Consider the following 25,869-nt stretch of genomic DNA (forward strand, 5'->3'; position numbering starts at 1 on the left):
ATGGAACTGAAGCTCTTGAACGCGCAAGGTCAAGTTGCGTCGAACGTAGCTGCCGCTGACACCGTCTTCGGCCGTGACTACAACGAAGCGCTGATCCACCAAGTCGTCGTTGCTTACGCTGCTAACGCACGTAGCGGTAACCGCAAGCAAAAAGACCGTGAAGAAGTCCACCACACGACCAAGAAGCCATGGCGCCAAAAAGGCACCGGCCGTGCTCGTGCTGGTATGTCCTCCTCCCCGCTGTGGCGCGGTGGTGGTCGCATCTTCCCGAACTCCCCTGACGAGAACTTCTCGCACAAGGTCAACAAGAAGATGTATCGCGCAGGTATCTGCTCGATCCTGTCCCAACTGGCCCGCGAAGAGCGCCTGGTTGTGATCGAAGACCTGTCGATCGAAGCTCCTAAGACCAAGCTGCTGTCGCAAAAGCTGACCGGCATGGGTCTGGATTCGGTCCTGATCGTTACCGACACCATCCAGGAAAACCTGGAACTGGCTTCCCGCAACCTGCCGAACGTGCTGGTTGTCGAGCCGCGTCACGCTGACCCAATGTCCCTGGTCTTCTACAAGAAGGTCCTGGTCACCAAGGCAGCTCTGGCACAGATTGAGGAGATGCTGGCATGAGCGCAGTTATCAAACACAGCGAAGAGCGCCTGATGAAGGTGCTGCTGGCTCCGGTCATTTCCGAAAAAGCCACCATGGTTGCGGAAAAGAACGAGCAGATCGTGTTCCTGGTTACCAAGGACGCGACCAAGCCAGAAATCAAGGCCGCCGTTGAACTGCTGTTCAAGGTTGAAGTGGAATCGGTGCAGACCGTGAACCGCGAAGGTAAGGTCAAGCGTTCCGGCCGTTTCATCGGTCGCCGCAACCACACCAAGCGTGCTTTCGTGTGCCTGAAGCCAGGCCAGGAAATCAATTTCACCGAGGAGGCTAAATAATGGCACTCGTTAAGATGAAGCCAACCTCCCCAGGCCGTCGCGGCATGGTGAAGGTTGTGAACGCCGACCTGTACAAAGGCCGTCCGTTCGCCGCCCTGCTGGAGAAGAAGTCCAAGACTGCTGGCCGTAACAACAACGGTCACATCACCACCCGCCACATCGGCGGTGGCCACAAGCACCACTACCGTGTTGTGGACTTCAAGCGCACCAAGGACGGCATCCCTGCGAAAGTGGAACGTATCGAATACGATCCAAACCGTACCGCACACATCGCCCTGCTGTGCTACGCCGACGGCGAGCGCAAGTACATCATCGCCCCTAAAGGCGTTGCTGTTGGCGACACCCTGCTGAACGGTTCGGAAGCGCCGATCAAGGCCGGTAACTGCCTGCCAATCCGCAACATCCCAGTCGGCACCAACATCCACTGCGTGGAAATGCTGCCAGGTAAAGGTGCCCAGATGGCCCGTACCGCTGGCGCCGTTGTGGTCCTGATGGCCCGCGAAGGTACTTACGCCCAGGTTCGCCTGCGCTCCGGCGAAGTGCGCCGCGTGCACATCGAGTGCCGCGCCACCATCGGCGAAGTTGGCAATGCTGAGCACAGCCTGCGCAAGATCGGTAAAGCCGGTGCCATGCGCTGGCGCGGTGTTCGCCCAACCGTCCGCGGTGTGGTAATGAACCCGATCGACCACCCGCACGGTGGTGGTGAAGGCCGTACCGCAGCTGGTCGTCATCCAGTGTCCCCATGGGGCCAGCAGACCAAGGGTAAGAAGACTCGCTCCAACAAGCGTACTTCTTCGATGATCGTCTCTCGCCGCGGCAAGAAATAAGGATAAACCATGACTCGTTCATTGAAAAAAGGGCCGTTCTGCGACGCCCACCTGGTGAAAAAAGTCGAAGCCGCTCAAGCGACCAAAGACAAAAAGCCAATCAAAACCTGGTCCCGTCGCTCGACGATCATGCCTGACTTCATCGGTCTGACCATTGCCGTGCACAACGGCAAGGTCCACGTGCCTGTGTACGTGTCCGAAAACATGGTTGGTCACAAGCTCGGCGAATTCGCGCTGACCCGTACCTTCAAGGGCCACGCTGCTGACAAAAAGGCTAAGAAATAATGGAAACCAAAGCTATCCTCAAAGGCGTGCGCCTGTCGGATCAAAAGGGTCGCCTGATCGCTGACCTGATCCGCGGCAAGAAGGTTGACGCTGCGCTGAACATCCTGCAGTTCAGCCCTAAGAAAGGCGCGTTCATCGTCAAGAAAGTGCTGGAGTCCGCTATTGCGAACGCCGAGCACAACGACGGTGCCGACATCGACGAACTGTTCGTGAAAACGATCTACGTCGAAAAGGGTCCAATCCTGAAGCGCTTCACTGCACGCGCTAAAGGTCGTGGCGACCGTATCTCGAAACAATCCTGTCACATTTACGTGACTGTCGGTAACTAAGGAGCTGCGATGGGTCAGAAAATTCATCCAACCGGTTTCCGTCTGGCGGTCACCCGTAACTGGGCATCTCGCTGGTACGCAACCAACGGTAACTTCGCTTCGATGCTGAACGAAGACCTGAAGGCACGTGCTTTCCTGAAGAAGAAGCTGAAAAACGCTTCCGTAGGCCGCATCGTGATCGAGCGTCCTGCCAAGAACGCACGCTTCACCGTGTACAGCTCGCGTCCTGGCGTCGTGATCGGCAAGAAGGGCGAGGACATCGAAGTCCTGAAGTCCGCCCTGACCAAGATCATGGGCGTGCCAGTGCACGTGAACATCGAAGAAATCCGTAAGCCGGAAATCGACGCTCAGCTGATCGCTGACTCGATCTCCCAGCAGCTGGAAAAGCGTATTATGTTCCGCCGCGCCATGAAGCGCGCCATGCAGAACGCAATGCGCCTGGGCGCCCAGGGCATCAAGATCATGTCCTCGGGTCGTCTGAACGGCATCGAGATCGCCCGTACCGAATGGTATCGCGAAGGCCGCGTGCCTCTGCATACCCTGAAGGCGGACATCGACTACGGTACCTCCGAAGCTTCCACCACCTACGGCATCATCGGTGTCAAGGTGTGGGTGTACAAGGGTGACCGCTCCGCCACCGGCGAAGCACCAGTCATCGACACCCCGGCTGAAGAGAAGAAGCCACGTGGCCCGCGCCGCGACGACGGTAAGCCAGCTGGCCGCCGTCCAGCTCCAGGCGCCAAAGCCCCAGCCGCCCGCCGCGCTGCCAAGCCGGCTGCAGCTGACAAAGCAGGAGAATAAGCATGCTGCAACCAAGCCGCAGGAAATATCGTAAAGAGCAGAAAGGCCGCAACACCGGCATTTCGCACTCCACCGGCACTAACGTGTCGTTCGGTGAGTTCGGCCTGAAGGCCGTGGCTCGTGGCCGTATCACTGCACGCCAGATCGAGTCCGCTCGTCGTGCAATGACCCGTCACATCAAGCGTGGTGGCCGTATCTGGATCCGTGTTTTCCCAGACAAGCCGATCTCCAACAAGCCTGCCGAAGTCCGTATGGGTAACGGTAAAGGTAATCCGGAGTACTACGTTGCCGAAATCCGTCCAGGCAAAGTCCTGTACGAAATGGATGGCGTTGGCGAAGAACTGGCACGCGAAGCGTTCCGTCTGGCTGCTGCTAAACTGCCTCTGGCTACCACCTTCGTGGTGCGCCAGGTTGGCCAATAATTGGAGTGAAATATGAAAGCATCTGAACTCCGTGGCAAAGACCAGGCTGCACTGCAGAAAGAACTGAACGACCTGCTGAAGGCGCAGTTCGGTCTGCGTATGCAAGCTGCTACCCAGCAGCTGGGCAACAGTTCGCAGCTGAAGAAGGTCCGCCGCGACATCGCCCGCGTGAAAACGGTAATGAACTCGAAGGAAGCGAAATGACCGAACAAGTTAAGCTGAAGCGTACTCTGATCGGTAAAGTCGTGTCCGACAAGATGGACAAGACCGTTACCGTTCTGATCGAACGTCACGTCAAGCACCCTCTGTATGGCAAGATCATCGTGCGTAGCGCCAAGTACCACGCGCACGACGAGACCAACCAGGTCAAAGCCGGTGATACGGTAGAGATCGTGGAAGGTCGTCCGATCTCCAAAACGAAGGCGTGGACGGTGACCCGTGTAGTGCAAGCTGCACAAATCGTCTAAGTAAGTTGCAAGCCGGGAGCGTGAGTTCCCGGCCACAATTTAATTAGTTCTTGCAGGCCCGCAGGTTTTATGTGATACTTGCGGGCTTCGTCCATGTATCCGCCGCAAAGTTTCTCTCCGTAGACGCGATAGCGGTCAGTACTTGTATGAAGATCAAGCACCCAATCAGCAGGCGTTGTGTTTGCTGGCGGGACCAAGACTGACCGATGTCCGCATTGTGTGGATTCTTCGGCTTAAGTTGGGAAAGAGATAACTATGATTCAAACTGAAAGCCGGCTCGAAGTGGCCGACAACACCGGTGCCAAGGAAGTCATGTGCATCAAGGTGTTGGGCGGTTCCAAGCGCCGTTACGCTGGCATCGGCGACGTGATCAAGGTCACCGTTAAGGTGGCTCAGCCTCGCGGCCGTGTCAAAAAAGGTGAAATTTATAACGCCGTGGTAGTGCGCACCGCTAAGGGTGTGCGTCGCCAGGACGGTTCGCTGGTGAAGTTCGACGGCAATGCTGCTGTCCTGCTGAACAACAAGCTGGAACCGATCGGTACCCGTATCTTTGGCCCAGTGACGCGTGAACTGCGCACTGAGAAGTTCATGAAGATCGTGTCCCTGGCACCGGAAGTCCTGTAAGGAGTCAGACAATGGATAAGATTCGCAAAAACGACGAAGTCATCGTCCTGACTGGTAAGGACAAGGGCAAGCGCGGCGTAGTGACCCAGCGTGTAGACGCTGAGCACGTCGTGGTGGACGGCGTTAACGTGGCTAAAAAAGCCGTTAAGCCAAACCCGATGACTGGTGTTCAAGGTGGCATCGTTGACAAGACCATGCCAATTCACGTGTCCAACGTTGCTCTGTTCAACGCTGCGACCGGTAAGGCAGATCGCGTAGGCTTCAAGGAAGTGGATGGCAAAAAAGTCCGCGTCTTCAAGTCCTCCGGCGAAGTAGTGAAAGGGTAATCAGAAATGGCCCGTCTGCAACAACTGTACAAAGACAAGATCGTCGCTGAGTTGACCGGCAAGTTCGGTTATTCCTCCGTGATGGAAGTGCCGCGCCTGACCAAGATCACCCTGAACATGGGTCTCTCGGAAGCCGTGGCTGACAAAAAAATCATCGAGCACGCTGTTGGCGACCTGACCAAGATCGCCGGCCAGAAGCCAGTCGTGACCAAGGCCCGTAAGGCAATCGCAGGTTTCAAGATCCGCGAAGGCTACCCGATCGGTACCATGGTGACCCTGCGCGGCGCCCGCATGTACGAATTCCTGGACCGTCTGATCACCGTGGCCCTGCCGCGCGTGCGTGACTTCCGTGGTGTGTCTGGCAAATCCTTCGATGGCCGTGGTAACTACAACATCGGCGTGAAAGAACAGATCATCTTCCCGGAAATCGAGTACGACAAGATCGACGCACTGCGTGGTATGAACATTTCGATCACCACCACCGCGAAGACCGACGACGAAGCCAAAGCGCTGCTCGCCGCCTTTAAATTCCCGTTCAGGAACTAAACGATCATGGCAAAACTCGCACTGATTAACCGTGAACAGAAGCGTGCTGACCTGGTAGCCAAGTTTGCTGCCAAGCGCGCCGCTCTGAAGGCCATCATTGATGACCAGACCAAGTCGGAAGAAGAGCGTTACGAAGCGCGCCTGAAACTGCAGGCCCTGCCGCGTAACTCGGCTCCAACCCGTCAGCGCAACCGCTGCCAGGTCACCGGTCGCCCACGTGGCACCTTCCGTAAATTCGGCCTGGGTCGTATCAAGCTCCGTGAATTCGCCATGCGTGGCGAAATCCCGGGTATGACCAAAGCCAGCTGGTAATAGGAGAATAAGCAATGAGTATGAGCGATCCTATCGCCGATATGCTGACCCGTATTCGCAACGCACAGACCGTGCAAAAGACCTCCGTGGCAATGCCATCGTCGAAGGTGAAAGTTGCGATTGCCAACGTCCTGAAAGACGAGGGTTACATTGAAGATTTCGCCGTGTCCACCAACGAGGGCAAGTCGGAACTGAAAATCGGTTTGAAATATTATGTAGGCCGTCCTGTGATCGAGCGTCTGGAACGTGTTTCGCGTCCAGGCCTGCGTATCTACAAAGGCAAAGATGAGATCCCAACCGTGATGAACGGCCTGGGCGTGGCAATCGTGTCGACCCCGAAAGGCGTCATGACCGATCGCAAGGCGCGCGCTACCGGTGTTGGTGGCGAAGTCATCTGCTTCGTGGCTTAAGGAGTAACACAATGTCTCGTGTAGCTAAAATGCCGATCGTTGTGCCTGCTGGCGCCGAAGTTGCCATCTCCGCACAAGCGATCACCGTCAAGGGCCCGCTGGGCACCCTGACCCAGAGCCTGAACGGCCTGGTAAAAGTTGAAAACAACGCTGGCACCCTGTCCTTCGACGTGGTGAACGACAGCCGTGAATCGAACGCCATGTCCGGCACCCTGCGTGCCCTGGTCAACAACATGGTCGTGGGCGTTACCAAGGGCTTCGAGAAGAAGCTGTCCCTGGTCGGCGTGGGCTACAAAGCCCAGGCTCAAGGCGACAAGCTGAATCTGTCCCTGGGCTTCTCGCACCCGGTCGTTCACGACATGCCTGCCGGTGTGAAGTGCGCAACCCCGACCCCAACCGAGATCATCATCTCTGGCGTTGATCGCCAAAAGGTTGGCCAGGTTGCCGCCGAAGTGCGTGCTTACCGCTCCCCTGAGCCATACAAAGGCAAGGGTGTCCGCTATGTGGACGAAGTGGTTAAGCTCAAAGAAACCAAGAAGAAGTAATTAGGGGCTGACGATGGACAAAAAAGAATCTCGTCTGCGCCGCGGACGTCAAACTCGCATCAAGATCGCGCAACTGAAAGTGAACCGCCTGTCGGTCCACCGCACCAACCTGCACATTTACGCGAACCTGATCAGCCCGGACGCCAAAGTTCTGGTTTCGGCCTCGACCGTGGAAGCGGAAGTGCGCGCCGAGCTGGCTGGCAAGTCTGGCAAGGGTGGCAACGCCGCCGCTGCCGCACTGGTTGGCAAGCGTGTCGCAGAAAAAGCACTGAAAGCGGGCATCACCGAAGTCGCCTTCGACCGCTCCGGTTTCCGTTACCACGGCCGCATCAAGGCGCTGGCTGAAGCCGCGCGTGAAGCTGGCCTGAAGTTCTAAGGGTACGATCATGGCAAAAATGCAAGCAAAAATGGCATCCGATAAGCCGGATGATGGCATGCGCGAAAAAATGATCGCGATCAACCGCGTGACCAAAGTGGTCAAGGGTGGTCGCATCATGGGCTTCGCAGCGCTGACCGTGGTTGGTGACGGCGATGGCCGCATCGGCATGGGCAAGGGCAAGTCGAAGGAAGTTCCGGTCGGTGTGCAGAAGGCAATGGAAGAAGCCCGCCGCAACCTGATCAAGGTTCCTCTGAAGAACGGCACCCTGCAGCACACCGTCACCGGCCGCCACGGCGCGTCGAAAGTGATGATGTCGCCAGCCAAGCCAGGTACCGGCGTGATCGCTGGTGGCGCCATGCGCGCTATCTTCGAGGTGATGGGCGTGACCGACGTGGTGGCAAAATCCACCGGTTCGAACAACCCATACAACCTGGTGCGCGCCACCCTGGACGGCCTGGCCAAAATGAGCACTCCAGCTGACATCGCTGCCAAGCGCGGCAAGTCGGTTGAAGAGATCCTGGGTTAATAGGGAGCACTTCAATGAGCACTATCAAAGTCAAACTGGTGAAGGGCCTGATCGGCACCCGTCAAGACCACCGCGCTACCGTGCGTGGCCTGGGCCTGCGTCGTGTGAACTCTGTCAGCGAACTGCAGGACACTCCTGCTGTGCGCGGCATGATCAACAAGGTCGCCTACCTCGTTAAAGTCGTTTCCTAAGCGACCCTTAGGAACTGGAGAAAACAATGCAACTGAATACCATTCAACCAGCAGAAGGCGCGAAGCACGCTAAGCGCCGCGTTGGCCGCGGTATCGGCTCCGGCCTGGGTAAAACCGCAGGCCGCGGCCACAAGGGTCAGAAATCGCGTTCGGGCGGCTTCCACAAAGTCGGCTTCGAAGGCGGTCAAATGCCTCTGCAGCGTCGTCTGCCTAAGCGTGGCTTCAAATCCCTGAATGCCACTTTCAAGGCTGAAGTGCGTCTGTCCGACCTGAACGCCCTGGCTGTCGGTGAAGTCGACATCCTGGTGCTGAAACAGGCCGGTGTGCTGAATGTTCTGGCACGCGACGTACGTGTGATCGCTTCCGGCGAAATCACCAAAGCAGTGACCGTAAAAGGCCTGAAGGTGACCGCTGGCGCGAAAGCAGCCATCGAAGCAGCTGGCGGCTCGGTAGCCTGAGTCAGCTAGCTTAATCGGAGCGAAAATTGGCAACGAACCAACAGCTTGCTAAATCCGCCGCCGCCGGCTTCCCTTGGAACCGGCTGTGGTTTTTGCTGGGCGCTCTGGTGGTGTACCGTATCGGTGCACACATCCCTGTTCCGGGTGTCAACCCGGTAGAGCTGGCACGGTTGTTTGAATCGCAGCAGAACGGCATCCTGGGCATGTTCAACATGTTCTCCGGTGGCGCGCTGTCGCGTTTCACGATCTTTGCCCTGGGCATTACTCCATACATTTCGGCCTCGATCATCATGCAACTGGTGTCGATCGTGTCGCCGACCATGGAGGCGCTGAAAAAAGAAGGTGAATCGGGCCGTCGCAAGATTACCCAGTACACCCGTTATGCAACTGTCGGTCTGGCTTTGTTCCAGGCGTTCGGCATCGCGGTCGCGCTGGAAGCCCAGCCTGGCCTGGTGATCGACCCTGGTATGGGCTTCCGCTTCGTCACCGTGGTGACGCTGCTGACCGGCACCATGTTCGTGATGTGGTTGGGCGAGCAGATTACCGAGCGTGGCCTTGGTAACGGCATCTCGATCATCATCTTCGCCGGTATCGCGGCTGGTCTGCCAAATGCGCTGGGTGGCTTGTTCACCCAGGTCAGCAACAACCAGATCAACGCTTTCTCGGGGATCCTCATCGTGGTCCTGGTAGCTGCGGTTACCTACGCGGTGGTGTTCGTCGAACGTGGTCAGCGCAAGATCCTGGTCAACTACGCCAAACGTCAGGTCGGTAACAAGATCTACGGTGGGCAGACCAGCCACCTGCCGCTCAAGCTCAACATGGCAGGCGTGATTCCGCCGATCTTCGCTTCGTCGATTATCTTGTTCCCGGCTACCATCGTGGACTGGTTTTCGAAAGGTGCGGACACCTCTAACCCAGTGGTCCGCTTCCTGAAAGATCTGGCTGCGTCGATGGCTCCTGGTGAGCCAATCCATGCACTGCTGTACGCCGTGGCAATCATTTTCTTCTGCTTCTTCTACACCGCACTGGTGTTCAACAGCAAGGAAACTGCGGACAACTTGAAGAAGAGCGGGGCCTTTGTGCCAGGGATTCGTCCCGGTGAGCAGACAGCCCGTTACATCGACAAGATCCTGATGCGATTGACCCTGGCGGGCGCCGTGTACATCACCGCCGTGTGCTTGCTGCCGGAATTCATGCAAGCCCAGTGGAAGGTGTCGTTCTATTTTGGTGGTACTTCGCTGTTGATTATTGTAGTTGTGACCATGGACTTCATGGCTCAAGTGCAAAACTATGTGATGTCGCAGCAATATGAATCGCTGCTGCGCAAAGCTAACTTCAAGGGCGGACTTCCGACACGATAAATGGCAAAAGACGACGTAATTCAGATGCAGGGCGAGATCCTGGAGAACTTGCCCAATGCAACTTTTCGAGTAAAGCTGGAAAACGGCCACGTGGTACTCGGCCACATTTCGGGTAAAATGCGGATGAACTATATCCGTATTCTCCCTGGCGACAAGGTCACGGTTGAATTGACGCCGTACGACCTGAGCCGGGCCCGTATTGTGTTCCGGACAAAGTAATTAATTAAGCAATTTCGAACATAAGAGAGTGCAATCATGAAAGTTAACGCTTCAGTTAAGCGCATCTGCCGCAACTGCAAGATCATCAAGCGCAAGGGCGTGGTCCGCGTAATCTGCGTGGAAGCTCGTCACAAGCAGCGTCAAGGTTAATTCGAGGGAATAACGAATGGCACGTATTGCAGGGGTTAACATCCCAAACCATAAGCACACCGTTATCGGCCTGACCGAGATCTACGGTATCGGCCGTCCTCGTTCGCAGTTCATCTGCGCACAAGCCGGCGTTGCAACCAACAAGAAGGTCAAGGACCTGGACGACAGCGAGCTGGAAAAGCTGCGTGAAGAAATCGGCAAGTTCATCGTCGAAGGCGACCTGCGTCGCGAACTGTCGATGAACATCAAGCGTCTGATGGACCTGGGCTGCTACCGTGGTCTGCGTCACCGTAAGGGCCTGCCGGTCCGCGGTCAGCGCACCCGCACCAATGCACGTACCCGCAAGGGCCCGCGCAAAGCCGCTCAATCGCTGAAGAAATAATCTAGGGAACTACTATGGCTAAGCAACAAAGCTCCGCAGCAGCCGCTCGCGTACGCAAGAAAGTCAAGAAGAACGTCGCTGAAGGTATCGCACACGTTCACGCTTCCTTCAACAACACCATCATCACCATCACCGACCGCCAGGGCAACGCTCTGTCGTGGGCGACCTCCGGTGGTGCTGGCTTCAAGGGTTCGCGTAAGTCGACCCCGTTCGCAGCGCAGGTTGCTGCTGAAGCCGCTGGTAAAGTTGCGCAGGAATGCGGCGTGAAGAACCTGGAAGTTCGCATCAAGGGCCCTGGTCCTGGCCGCGAATCCGCTGTTCGCGCACTGAACAACCTGGGCATCAAGATCACCGAGATCCAGGACGTGACCCCAGTGCCGCACAACGGCTGCCGTCCTCCTAAGCGTCGTCGCATCTAATATCTGCAAGACAATGGCCGGTCTGGTGTGGACCGGCCACCGTTTTTCAGAAGTCAAAATCGCTGGAACAGTGAACCGGAAACGGTTATACTGTCCGGCTATTTTTGCCTTTCCGCGCCGCTTTTCGTGGCCGGCCTGGCAATGTTGAGCCACCGCCTGCGCTGAAAGTGAGCCAGGCTAGCGCCTAACCGCATCCCGATGCGGCTGGGGCGTCATTTACATCATTAAGGAAAATACCGTGGCACGTTATATCGGACCAAAAGCAAAACTGTCCCGCCGTGAAGGCACCGACCTGTTCCTGAAGAGCGCACGCCGCTCCCTGGATTCCAAGTGCAAACTGGACGTCAAGCCAGGCCAGCACGGCGTGAAATCCGGCGCCCGCACCTCCGACTACGGCAACCAGCTGCGCGAAAAGCAGAAGGTCAAGCGTATGTACGGCGTGCTGGAACGCCAGTTCCGTCGCTACTTCGCTGAAGCTGAGCGCCGCAAGGGCCCAACCGGCGAAACCCTGCTGTCCCTGCTGGAATCCCGCCTGGACAACGTTGCCTACCGCATGGGCTTCGGCTCGACCCGCGCTGAAGCGCGTCAGCTGGTGTCCCACAAAGCCTTCACCGTGAACGGCAACGTGGTGAACATCCCTTCGTACAACGTGAAGACCGGCGACGTGATCGCCGTGCGCGAAAAGTCGAAGAAGCAGACCCGTATCGTTGAAGCCCTGTCGCTGGCTGAACAAGTTGGCATGCCAGCTTGGGTGTCGGTTGACTCCAAGAAAATGGAAGGTACCTTCAAGTCCCTGCCAGAGCGCAACGAAATCGCTGCTGACGTCAACGAATCGCTGATCGTCGAACTGTATTCCCGTTAATCTCGGGTGCTGTACCAAGGCGGGACGCGGTCCCGCCTTTTCCATTTAATGCCATCAGCCTTATCGGTGTAACGAGCCGAGGGTAATGAAAAGGACATTTACATGCAAAATAGCTTGTTGAAACCACGTATTATCGATGTTGAAGCCCTGGGCCACGGTCACGCCAAAGTCGTGATGGAGCCGTTCGAGCGCGGCTACGGCCACACTCTGGGCAACGCGCTGCGCCGCGTGCTGCTGTCTTCGATGACCGGCTTTGCGCCGACCGAAGTCACCATCGCCGGTGTCGTTCACGAGTACTCCTCGCTGGACGGCGTGCAGGAAGACGTGGTGGACCTGCTGCTGAACCTGAAGGGCGTCGTGTTCAAGGTGCACAACCGTGACTCCGTGACCCTGACCCTGAAGAAGGAAGGCGAAGGCCCAGTGATGGCGTCGGACATCGACCTGCCACACGACGTGGAACTGATCAACCCGGACCACGTGATCGCCAACCTGACCGCTGGCGGCAAGCTGGACATGCAGATCAAAGTCGAAAAAGGCCGCGGCTACGTTCCTGGCAACGTGCGTCGCCTGTCGGAAGACGCCAACAAGACCATCGGCCGCATCATCCTGGACGCTTCGTTCTCGCCAGTGCGCCGTGTTTCCTACGCTGTCGAATCGGCACGTGTGGAACAGCGTACCGACCTGGACAAGCTGATCATCAACATTGAAACCAATGGCGTGATCACCCCGGAAGAAGCGATCCGTCAATCGGCCCGCGTGCTGGTCGACCAGCTGAACGTGTTTGCTGCCCTGGAAGGCACCGAAACCACCGCTGAAGCGCCATCGCGCGCTCCAATGGTCGATCCGATCCTGCTGCGTCCAGTGGACGACCTGGAACTGACCGTGCGCTCGGCCAACTGCCTGAAAGCAGAAAACATCTACTACATCGGCGACCTGATCCAGCGTACCGAAAACGAGCTGCTGAAGACCCCGAACCTGGGCCGCAAGTCGCTGAACGAAATCAAGGAAGTGCTGGCATCGCGCGGCCTGACCTTGGGCATGAAACTCGAGAACTGGCCGCCGGCTGGTCTGGAGAAATAAGTAACAAATTGGTGACAGTGCTGGACATCGCGCAGCGATGTTCTGCCCTGTTACCAACTGATTAGCAGTAACTTTAACCATAACCGGACCGCGCCGAGGCTTGCCAAGGCGATCGAAGATCTCGGATTTAAACATTATCGAAAGGAAGTACCATGCGTCACCGTCACGGCCTCCGTAAACTGAACCGTACCTCGTCCCACCGTCTGGCAATGCTGCGCAATATGACTGTTTCGCTGCTGCGTCACGAAGCGATCAAGACCACCCTGCCAAAGGCAAAGGAACTGCGTCGCGTTGTGGAACCAATCCTGACCCTGGGCAAGACCGACACCCTGGCCAACAAGCGCCTGGCTTTCTCCCGTCTGCGCGACCGCGAGATGGTTCTGAAGCTGTTCGCTGAACTGGGCCCACGCTACGCAAACCGCAACGGCGGCTACCTGCGCATCCTGAAAATGGGTTTCCGTCATGGCGACAACGCTCCAATGGCTTTCGTTGAGCTGGTGGACCGTCCAGAAGTCAGCTCCGCTGACGAGGCACCAACCGCTGAGTAATCTCAGACAGGTTTATTGAAAAGCCGGGCACTGCCCGGCTTTTTTTATTTCTGCTGGTAACAGCTTAAAGCAGCGTTAAGCCGCCCGGTGTACCATTGGCGTGCCCGATCGATTCACCGCTCAAGACCATGCACCGACAAGCGTCCTCCTTCCAGGCGTGGCTGTTCGCCGCGCTCTCGCTCTTTGTTCTCCTGTTTGCCGGTGCGGCGCGGGCCGACGAGGAATTCCTCGATCCCCAGGTAGCATTCAAGTTTTCCGCCAAAGTGGTGGAGGGCAAGGCCATCGCCGTAACGTATGAGATCGCGGACGGCTATTACATGTACCGCGAGCGCTTCAAGTTCGTTGCCGACGGCGCAACGTTGGGCGAGCCGCAAATCCCGCCGGGCAAGGTGAAATACGACGAGACCTTTGCCAAGAACGTGGAGACCTATCGCCACCAGGTGACGATCGTGATCCCGGTCGAGGCGCCCGGGCCATTCACGCTGATGGCTACCAGCCAGGGCTGCTCGGAAAAGGGCCTGTGCTATTCGCCGATGGAATCCTCGGCGCGCCTGATGGTGGTCGGCGGCAGCAGCGCACCGGCTGGCGGCAGCGTATTCGGCATTGGAACAAAACAAGGCACAGCAGGCGTTGCGCAAAGCGTGCCTGTCGCAGTTTCGCAAGCTGGCGTGGACATGCCTGCAGCTGCCGGCGCCACGACCCCGGCAGCGCCAGTCGCCGCCGCGGGAAGCGAGAGCGAAATGGGCAAGATCGAATCGGCGTTGAAAGGAGGCAGCCTGCTGGTGATCGCGCCGCTGTTTATCCTGCTTGGGCTGGGCCTGTCCTTCACGCCCTGCGTGTTGCCGATGGTGCCGATCCTGTCCTCGATCATCGTTGGCGATGGATCTTCCGGCAATCGCTCCCGCGGCTTCGTGCTGTCGGTCAGCTACTCGCTCGGCATGGCCATCGTCTACACCGTGCTTGGCGTGGCGGCGGGCCTGATTGGCCAGGGTTTGTCGGCCGCCTTGCAAAACCCGTGGGTGTTGGGCTTCTTCGGCCTGGGGATGGCCGGCATGGCGCTATCCATGTTCGGCGTGTATGACCTGCAAGTCCCGGCGGCGATGCAATCGCGCCTGGCGGGCGCGTCGAATCGCCAGTCCGGTGGCAAGCTGGCCGGCGTCTTTGCGATGGGAGCCATCTCGGCCCTGATTGTCGGCCCGTGCGTCGCGGCCCCCTTGGCTGGCGCGCTGGTCTACATCAGCCAGACCCGCGACGTCGTGATCGGCGGCAGCGCCCTGTTCTCAATGGCTGTTGGCATGAGTATTCCGTTGCTGCTGGTCGGTATTTCGGCCGGCGCCCTGGTGCCGCGCGCGGGTGTCTGGATGCAGGCCGTGAAACGCTTCTTTGGCGTGCTGATGCTGGCGATGGCCCTGTGGCTGGTGTCGCCGGTCTTGCCGGGCAAGCTGCAGATGATTGGTTGGGCCATACTGGGCGTGGGCTATGCGTTCTTCCTGCTGACCCATGAACGCGGCAAATGGCTGCCGAAAGTTATCGCATTCTTCTTTGCGGTACTGGGGCTGATCCAGGTCGCGGGCTTAGCGACAGGCAGCGCCGATCCGTTGCACCCGATTGAAAGACTGGCCGGACGCGCCGATCGCCACCTGCAATTTACCCGCATCAAAACGGTCGCTGACCTGGATGCCGTGCTGGAGCAAACCGGCGGCAAAACCGTGCTGCTGGATTTCTATGCCGACTGGTGCGTGTCGTGCAAGGAAATGGAAAAGCTGACCTTCATCGACCCGGCGGTCCAGCAGAAACTGGCCAATACGATTTTGCTGCAGGTCGATGTCACGGAGAACAACGAGGCCGACAAGGCGATGCTGCAGCGGTTCACTTTGTTTGGCCCGCCGGGCATCATCATGTTTAATGCCATGGGCCAGGAAATCCCGGATTCGCGGGTCATTGGCTTCCAGAATACCGAGAAATTCCTGCGATCACTTCAAAAGCTGAACTAATCCAAGGGCGCGAAAGGCGCCCTTTTTTTGGATTGTTTATTAAGATAAAATCAATAAATCTTGCTGGGTGTAATGGCTAATCGAAGGAAACGCATGAATGTTCGTAGTTTTGCCGTGATGGTGATGGCAGCCTTGCTGGCCGCCTGTGGTGGTGGTGGTGGCGATGATAGGAGTGGTGGTGTCAATGCAGGCGAGAGTGTCCAGCTGCCTGCCGGTCCCAAGACGTATGTCGCAGCCGCTGCAACGGTGGGCGACTATTATTCGTACAAGCAGGTGTGGCAGGTTTCAGGGCAAAACGATTCGACCACTTATGAATCGCGTTTGGTCAGCGGGGTTGCAACGGATGGGGGAACAACCGTCAAAGCCGTGTCGGCACTAGCAGGGCAAAGCGAGCTAATGGTGGCTAGCTCGAAAACAAGAACGGAAGAATACGACAGCTTGGGACGCCTGCTGAGTATCAGAGATTACCCCTGTGTTTCTACGACCAAACCAGCGTATCACATGGTGGCGCTCAAGACGATCGCGGCCGGGATGAACTGGCAGCATGCTGGCGTGTATGAAACCAATTGCGGTTTCGAGCCTGAGCAATCAACCCTTGAGTTCAAGGATGTAGTCGGTGCCCTGGAACGGGTGACCGTGCCTGCTGGTACCTTCAATGCGCTCAAAATAACTCGGAACCACACCTCGAACAGCGCGACCTGGACGGCGGTGCGAGAGCGCACCTGCTGGTGGGAGCCTGAGCTGGGCGTGGAAGTGAAATGCATCGCCAATACGGCGCGAACGAAGAAGGCGACTGGCGAAAAGACGAGCTATGCGGACACCTATGAGTTGCAGGCATTCTCCAATCGTGCATTGGGGCGCAAAGTTGATTCGACCCTGCGTTTCACCGGCTCCTGGGCTGGACGCTTGCTGGGCGACGCCTACGGCAAATGTACAGCGATGTTCCTCCCGGATGGGACGATCAAGGGTAATTGCGCAGACAGTGGATTCGAATTCGATTTAGTCGGCAAGGTCAATCCGGACGGGACCCTGGCACTCAACCTGGTCAGCAATGGTGTCACAGGTCAGACGATCACGGGTAAGTTCGATAGTCTGCAGCAGATCAGCGGCACTTGGAGCGTGCCCAATCATGGCAGCGGTACTTGGGTGATCAACCAAGACTAAGTCTTGCCGAAAAAGGGCGCCAACCGGCGCCCTTTTGTTTCCCGTCCAGGGATCAATGATGGTTGCGCATGGCATGACGGTGCATGCCATGACCGAAATGTCCAGCCTTCTCATCGAACAGCTTTTGCTGTTCAGGCGTCAGCACGGCGTAGAAAGTCTTGGTTGCTGCCAGGTTGCTTTCCATGCGGCTCAAATGGGCCTTCGCCATCTCGATCCGCTTTTCCATGCGCTCCGGCGCCGGCATATTCTTGAATGCGGCGCGGTCGAACTGGCCGCGCTGCGGCATATTCGATTTCAGCGCCGACAAATAGGCCTGCCATGCACCTTCCTGGGCCGGCGTGATCTTCAGCGTATCGTGCATGCGCTTGGCATGCGCATCCATACGCTCCTGCATTTGGACTGGATCGAATTTGGTGGCCGCATATTGGTGCTGCGGAGCCTCCTCAGCCATGGCCGGCAAAGCCGCCGCGCCAAATCCGAACACAGCTGCGCCGATGACGAATGCTTTATGCAAGGTTTTCATGATTAATCCCTTCAGTATTGAACACAATTGAATGTGCACTCGCACTGCACATGGGAGCATCTTCCGGCTTTCCTGTTTCGGACAAGTGTCCCGGAGCAAGGACTTTGTATCCAGATGTTGCGCTTTTGATTACTTTGTGGCAATATTGTTGGTTTTTCGTTTAATAATAGTCTCAAAGGGAATCGATGCGTAAGTGTGGCTTGGCAGTGTTGGCGGTGGCAGGCGTGCTTGCCGGTTGTGGTGGAGGCTCCGGTGGTGAGAACAGCTCGGCGCCACTGCCTGCGGCCCCTCAAACTTTTGTGGCGGCGAAGGCGACCGTAGGGGATTATTTCACATGGGAAACCACAACGCGTGACAAGAACACCGGCGAAGAGGGTTACAGCTACAGCACCAAGTATTTTCGTAGCGTAGGAAGCGATGGCGCGGCAACGGTCAATTACTTTTCCGATTATGCGAATGCGACAGTTTCCCCGGTCTTTACCTCGAGCATGAATTCAATGGACCTGGACAGCCTGGGGCGTGCGCTGCGCGTCAGCTATGGCGAATGCACGGAGACGACGAACCCGCCACTTCATATGGTGGCGCCGTATGCCGTGGCAGTGGGCATGAACTGGCAATATTCCGGTGTTGTCCAAGCCCAGTGTTCGTTTAATCCTGCCACACAGACCTCGATTGAGTTCAAAGACAGCGTTTTGGCGATTGAGCAGGTAACCGTTCCGGCTGGAATCTTTACGACCCATAAGATAAGCCGCAATGAAACTGACGAAGACGGCAATTTCCGAACAGTTGTCGATCGCATCTGCTGGTGGGAGCCCGACCTGGGAGTCGATGTCAAATGTGTCAGCAATATCACCAGGACCAATAAACTTACCGGAGCCAGTCGTGCCGCGACCCAGACTGAGGTACTGGAGGGCTATTCGAAGCAGAAGCTGGCGCGGAAATTCGATACCGCGCTGCGCTTTATCGGCAACTGGAAAGGGCGCATCGACGGCACCACGGCGTTCGGACAGAACGTGGCCGGGACGTGCACCGTTGCCATTGACTGGGATGGCGACATCAGCGGTGGTTGCTTCGGCAGCGGCGTGGCATTGAATGTCACCGGCAAGGTCAATGCTGACGGAACGCTGTACTTCAATTCGGTCAACAATAGCGATGGAAGCCCGTCTTTCACCGGCAAAATCGATAGCCTGCAGCAGATGAGCGGTGTCTGGAACATCCCGGCTGTTGGCAACGGCACCTGGGCCATCATTCAAGACTGATCAGCGCTGCCAGAGTTTTGTAACGCCATGTTTCGACAAGCAATATCTAAACATGGCGATACAAACTGTCTACCCTTGGCCAGCGTTGCAAGGGATAATTGTACGCATGGAAAATGCTGCCACTATCCTCATCGTCGACGACGACCGTGATATCCGCACCCTGTTGCAGGATTATCTGGAAACTAACGGTTACCGCACCCATGGCGCCGGCGACGGCGCGGCCATGTGGAAGCTGCTCGACAACACCAAGCCCGACCTGATCGTGCTGGACCTGAACTTGCCGGGCGAAGACGGCCTGACCCTGTGCCGCAAGCTGCGCGCCCACTCGACCCTGCCGGTCATCATGCTGACCGCGCGCAGCGAGCCGCTGGACCGCATCCTTGGCCTGGAAATGGGCGCAGACGATTACCTGCCCAAGCCATTCGAGCCGCGCGAACTGCTGGCCCGCATCCGCAGCGTGCTGCGCCGCAGCGCCAATGCTGCCGTCAGCGGCGTCGAGAAAGCCAGCCGCATCCGCTTCTCCAACTGGGTGCTGGACCTGACCGCGCGCCACCTGGTCAATCCGCAGGGAACGGTCATCATGCTGTCCGGCGCCGAATTCCGCCTGCTCAAGGTCTTCCTCGAGCACCCCAACCGGGTGCTCAACCGCGACCAGCTGTTGAACCTGACCCAGGGCCGCGACGCCGATCCATTTGACCGTTCGATTGATATTCAGATCAGCCGCCTGCGCCAGAAGCTGGGCGAAGACGCGCGCTTGCCGCAAATCATCAAGACAGTGCGCAATGGCGGCTACGTACTGGCGGGTACGGTGGCCGTGGAGCCTGACTAATGAAAGCGTTTTTCAGGGGCATGACGGGCCGGGTCTTCCTGGTCCTGATGCTGGGCATCATTGCCTCTGCCGCGCTGACCCAATATCTCGCCGTCAATGAACGCCAGCGCACCCTGCAGCGCTACCGCGACTTCTTTGCCCTCGAGCGTGCCGAGCAGATCATTTCCACCGCAGTTGTCGTGCTGCCGGAATCGCGCAACCAATACCTGCGCGTCGCCAGCATGGGCGCCATCAAGCTCGAGGTCCTCGACGACTTGGCCGGCATCAGTCCGGAAATGAGCGAATTCGGCGCCACCCTGGCCAACCGCCTCGGCAAGGAATACACCCTGCAATCCCTGCTGGACCGCCCTGATGCCTGCGAGCGCCCGACGCCCGCCTACACGGCTTTCTCCGTGTTTGGCGCCGGCACCGGCACCTGGCGCGGCACCTGCGAATCGCTGGCGGTCACCATGCCCGACGGCCAGCACCTGAAATTGTCCATCCTGCCGCCGCGCCAGCCCGCGCCGACAGGCAAAAATGAATATGCCGCTTTTGTTCCCTTCCTCCTCAGCATTGCCGTGCTGGCCTACCTGGTGGCCCGCATGACGATGGGTCCGCTAAAGAATCTGGCCGTCGCCGCCAAAAACCTGGGTCACGACATCAATCACCCGCCGATCAAGCTGGGTGGCGCGACGGAAATCCGCACCGCCTCGGCCGCCTTCAACGCCATGCAGGCGCGCATCCGCCAGCACATCGCCCAGCGCACGGAAATGTTGGCAGCCATCACGCACGACCTGCAGACCCCTCTGACCCGCATGCGCCTGCGCCTGGAAAAAGTACAGGACCCGGAACTGCAGGGCAAGCTGCTGGAAGACCTGTCGGCCATGCAGCAGATGGTCAAGGAAGGCCTGGACCTGGCGCGCAGCATGGACACCACCGAAGCCATGCAGCGCGTCGACCTCGACGCACTGCTCGACAGCGTATGCGCCGACGCCACCGACGCCGGCCAGCAGGTTGACCTGACAGGCCGCGCAGGCATGGACTTGATGGGCCGTCCGCTCGACATCCGCCGCTGCCTGGTGAACCTGATCGACAACGCGGTCAAGTATGGCCAGCGCGCGCACGTGACGGTGGAGCGCGAAGCAGGCGCGTCGCGCGTGCGCATCCGCGATGAAGGCCCGGGCATTCCGGCCGGCCAGCTGGCCCAGGTGTTCGAGCCGTTCTACCGCCTGGAATCGTCGCGCAACCGCTCGTCCGGCGGCACTGGCCTTGGCCTGACGATTGCACGCAATATCGCTGAACAGCATGGCGCCAGCCTGAGCCTGGCCAACCACGCGAGCGGCGGCCTGGAAGCCACCCTCGTGTTCCCCGAATTTTATGCAGGAAAATAGTTAAACCTCTCATGAAGAAGAAAACTCTGGCAGTAGTGGTGGGCCTGGCCGTGGCAATCGGTGGCGGCGCCTGGTATGCGAGCAAGGCCCCGGCCGAGCAGGGCGCCGAGCATGGACAAGGCAGCGCCGCTGGCGGCAAAGGCAAGGGCGAACAAGGCCCGACCACGGTCAACGTGGTGGCGCCGCTGCGCCAGGACGTGCCGGTGGCGTTGTCGGCCAATGGCACCGTGAGCCCGATCTCGACTGTCGACCTGCACCCGCAAACCACCAGCACCATCGTCAAGGTGCATGTGAAGGAAGGCCAGTTCGTCAAGCAGGGCGAGCTGATGTTCTCGCTCGACGCCCGCACCGAGGCGGCCAACGTCGAGAAAGCCGATGCGCAAGTGGCCAAGGACCGCGCCACCCTGGCCGACCTGGAACGCCAGTACAAGCGCGCCCAGGAATTGCGCACCCAGAACTTCCTGGCCCAGAGCGCAGTCGACACGCTGAAGAGCCAGGTGGACTCGAGCCGGGCCACGCTGGAAGCCGACATCGCCGTCGCCCGCGCCAGCAAGGTCGACCAGAGCTTCTCGCAAATCCGCTCGCCGCTGACCGGCCGCGTCGGCGCCATCAACGTCTATCCGGGCAGCCTGGTGCAACTCAGCACTTCGCTGACCACGGTGACCCAGCTGAATCCGATCAACGTCGCTTTCACCGTGCCGGAATCGAGCCTGGCGGCCTTGCTCGATGCGCAGCGCGCGGGCAAGGTGGCGGTGCAAGCGTTCCAGAACAATTCGGACAAGCCGATCAAAGGCCAGCTCAGCTTTGTCGACAATACCGTCGATCCGGTGGCTGGCGTAATCCGCGTCAAGGCCGTATTCGACAATGCCGATACCCGCCTGTGGCCGGGCCAGTACGTGAACACCAAGCTGACGGTCGCTACCCTGAAAGATGCACTGGTTGTGCCGCAGAACGCTATTATTACCAATACCAAAGGTACTTTTGTATACACGGTTGCGCCTGACCAGACGGCCAAGGTAGTCAACGTCCAACGCATCCACGGCTTCGGCGCATTGGCCGCGGTCACCGGCCTGAATGGCGATGAGCAGATCATCGTGGAAGGCAAGCAGAACCTGCGACCTGGCGGAAAAGTCCGCATCGCCGAACCGGCAGTCGCGCAGAACGGCAAGGCCCACAAGAAGGGTAAGGCAGAATGAACCTTTCCGAGCTGAGTATCCGGCGCCCCGTGATGGTGGTGCTGCTCTCGCTGAGCCTGATCCTGGCAGGCGTGCTGGCCTATTCCCACATTCCCGTCGCCGCACTGCCAAGCTACAACACCCCGGTCATCAACGTCAGCGCCGACCTGCCGGGCGCCTCGCCGGAAACCATGGCCTCGTCGGTTGCGCTGCCGCTGGAAAAACAATTCTCGACCATCGGCGGCCTGTCGATGATCACCTCCACCAGCACGCTGGGCAATACCTCGCTGACGCTGGAATTTGACCCGTCGATCAACGTCAACGAAGCGGCCGTCGACGTGCAGGCGGCGCTGCTGCGCGCCCAGCGTTCGCTGCCGCAGGAGATGACGGACCTGCCGTCCTACCGCAAGGTCAACCCGGCCGACGCGCCGGTGCTGTTCGCCACCATGACTTCGCCGTCGCTGAGCCTGTCCGAGCTCAACGATTACGCGGAAAACCTGGTGGCGCCCAACCTGTCCACCCTGCCGGGCGTGGCCCAGGTCTCGGTCAACGGCCAGAAGCGCTTTGCCGTGCGCGTGCGCGCCAAGCCGGACCTGATGAACTCGCGCAACCTGACGCTCGACGAGCTGCAGGCCGCCATCAAGGCTGCCAACGCCAACACGCCGCTCGGCACCATCGATGGCCCGAGCCAGACCCTGACCATCCAGGGCAATGCCCAGCTGATGCGCGCCGCCGATTTCGCCGACCTGATCATCGCCACCCGCAATGGCCAGCCGGTGCGCCTGAAGGAAGTGGCAACGGTGGAAGACAGCTACCAGTCGATCAAGGCTGCCGGTAGTTACAACGGCGAGCGCGCCATCGTGCTGCTGGTACAACGCCAGCCCGATGCCAACACCGTGCAAGTGGTCGATGCGGTGCGCAAGCTGCTGCCGCGCTTCCGCGCCCAGTTGCCGGAATCGGTGTCGATCAACCTGGTCAACGACCGCTCGGTGTCGATCCGAGAGGCAATCCACGACGTGAACCTGACGCTCGCGCTGACTGTGGTGCTGGTGGTGCTGGTGATCTTCCTGTTCCTGCGCCGCCTGGCTGCCACCTTCATCCCGGCCGTCACCATGCCGATCTCGCTGCTCGGCGCGCTGTCGCTGCTGTACGCGCTGGGCTACAGCCTGGACAACGTGTCCCTGCTCGGCATCACGCTGGCGGTTGGCCTGGTGGTCGACGATGCGATCGTGGTGCTGGAAAACATCGTGCGCCATATCGAACTGGGCAAGAAGCCTTTGCAGGCGGCCCTCGTCGGTTCGAGAGAGATGGGCTTCACCATCGTGTCGATTTCGATTTCGCTGGTGGCGGTGTTCATTCCGATCTTCTTCATGCCGGGCGTGATGGGCCTGATGTTCCACGAGTTCGCCGTGGTGGTCGGCCTGTCGGTGCTGGTGTCGGCGATCGTGTCGCTGACCCTGGTGCCGATGCTGGCCTCGCGCTTCATGCCGGCCGACTCGCATGAGACTTCGGGCGACGATACCTTCATCGGCCGCCACTTCGAGCGCGCCTTCCATGCCACGCGCGACGCCTATGCGCGCACGCTGGACCTGGCCCTGCATCACCGCTTTGTGGTGCTGGGCATCGCCGTCGGCACGTTCGCGCTGACCGCCTGGCTGTACATCGCGATCCCGAAAGGCTTCTTCCCTGAGGAGGACCTGGGACAGATTCGCGTGAATACCGAAGCGTCGGAAGACATCTCCACCTCCGCCATGCTGCAGCTGCAGGAAAAGGTCGCCGCCACGATCCAGGCCAACCCGAACATCAAGGATGTGACTTCGTTTACCAGCGGCGGCAATACCGGCCGCATGTTCATCGTGCTGAAGCCGCGCGGCGAACGCAAGAAGATGACCGAGGTGCTGGATAGCCTGCGTAAGGAAACGAAAAAGATTGCCGGCATCCAGGTCTACCTGAGCCCGGTGCAAAACCTGCAGCTGGGCGGCCGTCCTTCGAAGAGCCGCTACCAGTACACGCTGCAATCGGTCAGTCCGGATGCGCTGAACGACTGGGCAGCCAAGTTCCTGGACCAGATGCGGGCCGATACCGATTTCCGCGACGTCACCAGCGATTCGCAGAACCGGGGCTTGCAGGCGCAACTGAAGATCGACCGCGACAAGGCCAATATGCTGGGCGTCAAGCTGGCCGATGTGCGCACCGCGCTGTACCTCGCTTTTGGCGAGCGCCAGGTGTCGACCATCTACTCCTCGGCCGCCAGTTATTTCGTGATCCTGGAAGCGGCCACCGAAGACCGCCAGTTCGACGATTCGCTGACCAAGCTGTCGGTGCGGAACAGCAGCGGCCAGCTGGTGCAGCTGTCGAGCTTTGCCACCGTCGAGCGCACGGTGGGCCCAACCTCGGTCAACCACCAGGGCCAGTTGCAGGCGATCACGATTTCCTTCAACCTGGCGCCGGACGTCCCGCTGGGCAATGCCACCGCCAAGATCGAAAAGATGGGCATGCAGATGGGCCTGCCGGCCTCGATCATCACCAGCTACGGCGGTGATGCGGCCGTGTTCAAGGATTCCCAAAGCAGCCAACTGATCCTGATCGTGGCGGCGCTGGGCGTGATCTATGTGCTGCTGGGCGTGCTGTACGAAAGCTATATCCACCCGCTGACCATCCTGGCCGGCCTGCCGTCTGCTGCTGTGGGCGCGCTGCTGACCTTGTGGATCTTCAAGATGGACCTGACCATGATCGCCATCATCGGTATCCTGATGCTGATCGGTATCGTGAAAAAGAACGCCATCATGATGATCGACTTCGCCCTGGTGGCGCAGCGGGAGGAGGGCAAGGCGCCGATGGATGCGATCCGCGAGGCCTGCATCCTGCGCTTCCGCCCGATCATGATGACCACGCTGGCGGCCCTGATGGGCGCCTTGCCGATCGCGCTTGGCCTCGGTGCCGGAGCCGAACTGCGCCAGCCGCTGGGCTTGGCGGTCATTGGGGGCCTGCTGTTCTCCCAGGTGATTACTTTGTATATCACGCCGGTGATTTACCTGTTCCTGGATAAATATTCCGGCAGCGGTCCGATGAAGGACCAGGACCTGGATGATGGATCGGCAACGGAAGCCGTGCAACCGGTCGAGCTCAGGGCCGTCAAAGCGGCCAAACACTGATAATATGCGGGGCGGCGCTTACAACCTGTAACATTGGTCAAGGGCGAAAGTCGGTAAGCTTCCACCCCAGCATCTTCAGTTAAAAGCCAATATCTTGCACCAGTACACCCATTCCCACGCCGAACTTGCGGCCCACGACGGGCATACCTGCCCGACCTGCGGCCAGCCATGGCCGCAGGACAAGGTACTCGAATATGGTGCGAGCAAGCCAAACCGCTGGGGTATTGCCTTCACCATCGGCCTGCACTTGCTGGTCGTACTCATCTATTTCATCAAGCCCAAGGAAAAGATCGACATTACGCCGCCTTCCAAGGCCGGTGAAATGGTCTATATCACCCCGGGCAAGCCGGCGCCACAGCCAAAACCCAAATCGCAGCCGAAGGCAAAGCCGTCCAAGGAAACGCCGCGCTCGTCGCGTGCCTACCTGCCGCCAAACAAGAATGCGATCACCGAAGTCGTCAAGCCGCAGGAGAAGATTGTGCCGCCCGAGCAGGCCAAGCTGACGCCGGTGCCGGATACGGTGCCGGACATGGCTGCCCTGATCGAGCAGCGCCGCCGTGCGCGCCAGGGCGATTCGCAGCAGCCGGCGCAGGAAGAAGATGCTGGCGCCACCGGCAAGGCGCGCGCCTTGGCCAATATCATGGGCGCACAGGGCCGTAACGCCAATGGCGAGCGCAACGACACCGGCGGGGTGTTCCAGATCGTCAACCAGACCTTCAATGGCGCGGATATCAAGTTCCGCGGCTTCAGCACCAACTTCAAGCGTACCTGGCAGCAGCAGGTCCATGTGGACCAGGGCTCGGAAAAAGATATCGAAACGGCAATCGTGAAGAAGATGATCGAGATGATCCGCAAGGAGAAGCCGGGCGACTTCATCTGGGAATCGCACCGCCTAGGCCGCAACGTGCCGATGAGCGCGCGCAAGGAAGACGAGAAGGAGCTGCAGGCTTTCCTGCTGCTCGAGTTCTGGCCGAACTACGGGAAGTTGCGCTGAGC

General features: G+C 58.9%; 36 protein-coding genes. 35 read left to right on the forward strand and 1 reads right to left on the reverse strand.

Going from position 1 to position 25,869, the window contains the following annotated elements; all coding sequences use genetic code 11:
• The 29 genes from rplD to ACN9MY_RS04300 all read left to right on the forward strand — a co-directional run bounded on the left by rplD (position 1) and on the right by ACN9MY_RS04300 (position 16,562).
• Positions 1-621, forward strand: a complete 621-nt coding sequence (gene rplD, locus ACN9MY_RS04160; protein WP_130315953.1) for a 50S ribosomal protein L4 — start codon at positions 1-3, stop codon at positions 619-621.
• Complete coding sequence (rplW, locus tag ACN9MY_RS04165) at positions 618-935, forward strand: 50S ribosomal protein L23 (protein ID WP_130315952.1); 318 nt, start codon at positions 618-620, stop codon at positions 933-935. Before rplD ends, rplW begins: the two co-directional genes overlap by 4 nt.
• Positions 935-1,762, forward strand: coding sequence for a 50S ribosomal protein L2 (gene rplB, locus ACN9MY_RS04170; protein ID WP_130315951.1), 828 nt, complete (start codon positions 935-937; stop codon positions 1,760-1,762). The genes rplW and rplB overlap by 1 nt, the downstream gene beginning before the upstream one ends.
• Before the next feature lie 9 nt (positions 1,763-1,771).
• On the forward strand, positions 1,772-2,047 hold the full coding sequence (gene rpsS / locus ACN9MY_RS04175) for a 30S ribosomal protein S19 (RefSeq protein ID WP_093556914.1): 276 nt from the start codon (positions 1,772-1,774) through the stop codon (positions 2,045-2,047).
• Positions 2,044-2,376 (forward strand): 50S ribosomal protein L22, encoded by a 333-nt coding sequence (rplV, locus tag ACN9MY_RS04180; protein WP_207232949.1) that lies wholly within the window; start codon positions 2,044-2,046, stop codon positions 2,374-2,376. The genes rpsS and rplV overlap by 4 nt, the downstream gene beginning before the upstream one ends.
• 9 nt (positions 2,377-2,385) lie before the next feature.
• Positions 2,386-3,177, forward strand: coding sequence for a 30S ribosomal protein S3 (rpsC, locus tag ACN9MY_RS04185; protein WP_057264738.1), 792 nt, complete (start codon positions 2,386-2,388; stop codon positions 3,175-3,177).
• Positions 3,178-3,179: 2 nt separating this feature from the next.
• A complete protein-coding gene (gene rplP / locus ACN9MY_RS04190; RefSeq protein ID WP_028101660.1) occupies positions 3,180-3,599 on the forward strand; it encodes a 50S ribosomal protein L16 in 420 nt (139 codons plus the stop codon).
• Between the two features lie 12 nt (positions 3,600-3,611).
• Positions 3,612-3,803 (forward strand): 50S ribosomal protein L29, encoded by a 192-nt coding sequence (gene rpmC / locus ACN9MY_RS04195; protein ID WP_028101659.1) that lies wholly within the window; start codon positions 3,612-3,614, stop codon positions 3,801-3,803.
• Positions 3,800-4,066 carry a 30S ribosomal protein S17 gene (gene rpsQ, locus ACN9MY_RS04200; RefSeq protein WP_055937633.1) on the forward strand — a complete coding sequence of 89 codons (267 nt, stop codon included), beginning with the start codon at positions 3,800-3,802 and terminating at the stop codon, positions 4,064-4,066. Before rpmC ends, rpsQ begins: the two co-directional genes overlap by 4 nt.
• Positions 4,067-4,321: 255 nt before the next feature.
• Positions 4,322-4,690 carry a 50S ribosomal protein L14 gene (gene rplN / locus ACN9MY_RS04205; protein ID WP_028101657.1) on the forward strand — a complete coding sequence of 123 codons (369 nt, stop codon included), beginning with the start codon at positions 4,322-4,324 and terminating at the stop codon, positions 4,688-4,690.
• Between the two features lie 11 nt (positions 4,691-4,701).
• Positions 4,702-5,016 carry a 50S ribosomal protein L24 gene (gene rplX, locus ACN9MY_RS04210; protein WP_055937637.1) on the forward strand — a complete coding sequence of 105 codons (315 nt, stop codon included), beginning with the start codon at positions 4,702-4,704 and terminating at the stop codon, positions 5,014-5,016.
• Positions 5,017-5,022: 6 nt separating this feature from the next.
• Positions 5,023-5,562, forward strand: coding sequence for a 50S ribosomal protein L5 (gene rplE, locus ACN9MY_RS04215; RefSeq protein WP_155452625.1), 540 nt, complete (start codon positions 5,023-5,025; stop codon positions 5,560-5,562).
• 6 nt (positions 5,563-5,568) lie between these two features.
• A complete protein-coding gene (gene rpsN, locus ACN9MY_RS04220) occupies positions 5,569-5,874 on the forward strand; it encodes a 30S ribosomal protein S14 (protein ID WP_055937643.1) in 306 nt (101 codons plus the stop codon).
• A 14-nt stretch (positions 5,875-5,888) separates the two neighbouring features.
• Positions 5,889-6,284, forward strand: a complete 396-nt coding sequence (rpsH, locus tag ACN9MY_RS04225; RefSeq protein WP_130315945.1) for a 30S ribosomal protein S8 — start codon at positions 5,889-5,891, stop codon at positions 6,282-6,284.
• 11 nt (positions 6,285-6,295) lie between these two features.
• Positions 6,296-6,829, forward strand: a complete 534-nt coding sequence (gene rplF, locus ACN9MY_RS04230; RefSeq protein ID WP_130315944.1) for a 50S ribosomal protein L6 — start codon at positions 6,296-6,298, stop codon at positions 6,827-6,829.
• Positions 6,830-6,842: 13 nt separating this feature from the next.
• On the forward strand, positions 6,843-7,205 hold the full coding sequence (gene rplR, locus ACN9MY_RS04235) for a 50S ribosomal protein L18 (RefSeq protein ID WP_028101651.1): 363 nt from the start codon (positions 6,843-6,845) through the stop codon (positions 7,203-7,205).
• Between the two features lie 10 nt (positions 7,206-7,215).
• Positions 7,216-7,734, forward strand: a complete 519-nt coding sequence (gene rpsE, locus ACN9MY_RS04240; protein WP_057264732.1) for a 30S ribosomal protein S5 — start codon at positions 7,216-7,218, stop codon at positions 7,732-7,734.
• Between the two features lie 14 nt (positions 7,735-7,748).
• Positions 7,749-7,925: a 50S ribosomal protein L30 gene (rpmD, locus tag ACN9MY_RS04245; protein ID WP_035373423.1), complete on the forward strand. Its 177-nt coding sequence runs from the start codon at positions 7,749-7,751 to the stop codon at positions 7,923-7,925.
• Between the two features lie 26 nt (positions 7,926-7,951).
• Positions 7,952-8,383 (forward strand): 50S ribosomal protein L15, encoded by a 432-nt coding sequence (gene rplO, locus ACN9MY_RS04250; RefSeq protein WP_028101648.1) that lies wholly within the window; start codon positions 7,952-7,954, stop codon positions 8,381-8,383.
• A 26-nt stretch (positions 8,384-8,409) separates the two neighbouring features.
• Positions 8,410-9,744: a preprotein translocase subunit SecY gene (secY, locus tag ACN9MY_RS04255; protein ID WP_130315943.1), complete on the forward strand. Its 1,335-nt coding sequence runs from the start codon at positions 8,410-8,412 to the stop codon at positions 9,742-9,744.
• The gene (infA, locus tag ACN9MY_RS04260) at positions 9,745-9,963 is read left to right on the forward strand and encodes a translation initiation factor IF-1 (protein ID WP_005663428.1); all 219 of its coding nucleotides are present in this window, start codon (positions 9,745-9,747) and stop codon (positions 9,961-9,963) included.
• Positions 9,964-9,999: 36 nt separating this feature from the next.
• Entirely contained in the window at positions 10,000-10,113 is a 114-nt protein-coding gene (gene rpmJ, locus ACN9MY_RS04265; RefSeq protein WP_082507582.1) for a 50S ribosomal protein L36, read from the forward strand.
• Between the two features lie 16 nt (positions 10,114-10,129).
• Positions 10,130-10,495, forward strand: coding sequence for a 30S ribosomal protein S13 (gene rpsM / locus ACN9MY_RS04270; RefSeq protein WP_028101646.1), 366 nt, complete (start codon positions 10,130-10,132; stop codon positions 10,493-10,495).
• Between the two features lie 14 nt (positions 10,496-10,509).
• Positions 10,510-10,914: a 30S ribosomal protein S11 gene (rpsK, locus tag ACN9MY_RS04275; protein ID WP_028101645.1), complete on the forward strand. Its 405-nt coding sequence runs from the start codon at positions 10,510-10,512 to the stop codon at positions 10,912-10,914.
• 238 nt (positions 10,915-11,152) lie between these two features.
• On the forward strand, positions 11,153-11,776 hold the full coding sequence (rpsD, locus tag ACN9MY_RS04280) for a 30S ribosomal protein S4 (RefSeq protein WP_342118631.1): 624 nt from the start codon (positions 11,153-11,155) through the stop codon (positions 11,774-11,776).
• A 102-nt stretch (positions 11,777-11,878) separates the two neighbouring features.
• The gene (locus ACN9MY_RS04285; RefSeq protein ID WP_130315941.1) at positions 11,879-12,856 is read left to right on the forward strand and encodes a DNA-directed RNA polymerase subunit alpha; all 978 of its coding nucleotides are present in this window, start codon (positions 11,879-11,881) and stop codon (positions 12,854-12,856) included.
• 152 nt (positions 12,857-13,008) lie between these two features.
• On the forward strand, positions 13,009-13,404 hold the full coding sequence (gene rplQ, locus ACN9MY_RS04290; RefSeq protein ID WP_130315940.1) for a 50S ribosomal protein L17: 396 nt from the start codon (positions 13,009-13,011) through the stop codon (positions 13,402-13,404).
• 128 nt (positions 13,405-13,532) lie between these two features.
• Positions 13,533-15,398, forward strand: a complete 1,866-nt coding sequence (dsbD, locus tag ACN9MY_RS04295; protein WP_426167779.1) for a protein-disulfide reductase DsbD — start codon at positions 13,533-13,535, stop codon at positions 15,396-15,398.
• Between the two features lie 93 nt (positions 15,399-15,491).
• Positions 15,492-16,562 (forward strand): hypothetical protein, encoded by a 1,071-nt coding sequence (locus tag ACN9MY_RS04300; RefSeq protein ID WP_426336859.1) that lies wholly within the window; start codon positions 15,492-15,494, stop codon positions 16,560-16,562.
• A gap of 52 nt (positions 16,563-16,614) precedes the next feature.
• On the opposite strand, the gene ACN9MY_RS04305 is transcribed toward ACN9MY_RS04300, so the two are convergent.
• On the reverse strand, positions 16,615-17,085 hold the full coding sequence (locus ACN9MY_RS04305; RefSeq protein WP_426336860.1) for a Spy/CpxP family protein refolding chaperone: 471 nt from the start codon (positions 17,083-17,085) through the stop codon (positions 16,615-16,617).
• Between the two features lie 200 nt (positions 17,086-17,285).
• Between ACN9MY_RS04305 and ACN9MY_RS04310 the strand changes: the two genes are divergently transcribed.
• The 6 genes from ACN9MY_RS04310 (at position 17,286) to ACN9MY_RS04335 (ending at position 25,867) form a co-directional block, all read left to right on the forward strand.
• Entirely contained in the window at positions 17,286-18,344 is a 1,059-nt protein-coding gene (locus ACN9MY_RS04310; RefSeq protein WP_426336861.1) for a hypothetical protein, read from the forward strand.
• A gap of 106 nt (positions 18,345-18,450) precedes the next feature.
• Positions 18,451-19,173, forward strand: a complete 723-nt coding sequence (locus ACN9MY_RS04315) for a response regulator (RefSeq protein ID WP_426167787.1) — start codon at positions 18,451-18,453, stop codon at positions 19,171-19,173.
• A complete protein-coding gene (locus ACN9MY_RS04320; protein ID WP_426336862.1) occupies positions 19,173-20,543 on the forward strand; it encodes an ATP-binding protein in 1,371 nt (456 codons plus the stop codon). Before ACN9MY_RS04315 ends, ACN9MY_RS04320 begins: the two co-directional genes overlap by 1 nt.
• A gap of 11 nt (positions 20,544-20,554) precedes the next feature.
• On the forward strand, positions 20,555-21,739 hold the full coding sequence (locus ACN9MY_RS04325; protein WP_426336863.1) for an efflux RND transporter periplasmic adaptor subunit: 1,185 nt from the start codon (positions 20,555-20,557) through the stop codon (positions 21,737-21,739).
• Positions 21,736-24,873, forward strand: coding sequence for an efflux RND transporter permease subunit (locus tag ACN9MY_RS04330; RefSeq protein WP_426336864.1), 3,138 nt, complete (start codon positions 21,736-21,738; stop codon positions 24,871-24,873). The genes ACN9MY_RS04325 and ACN9MY_RS04330 overlap by 4 nt, the downstream gene beginning before the upstream one ends.
• Positions 24,874-24,967: 94 nt before the next feature.
• Positions 24,968-25,867, forward strand: coding sequence for a cell envelope integrity protein TolA (locus ACN9MY_RS04335; RefSeq protein WP_426336865.1), 900 nt, complete (start codon positions 24,968-24,970; stop codon positions 25,865-25,867).
• Positions 25,868-25,869: the final 2 nt, after the last annotated feature.

The sequence above is a fragment of the Pseudoduganella sp. R-31 genome, assembly GCF_049913235.1.
Taxonomy (GTDB): domain Bacteria; phylum Pseudomonadota; class Gammaproteobacteria; order Burkholderiales; family Burkholderiaceae_D; genus Rugamonas.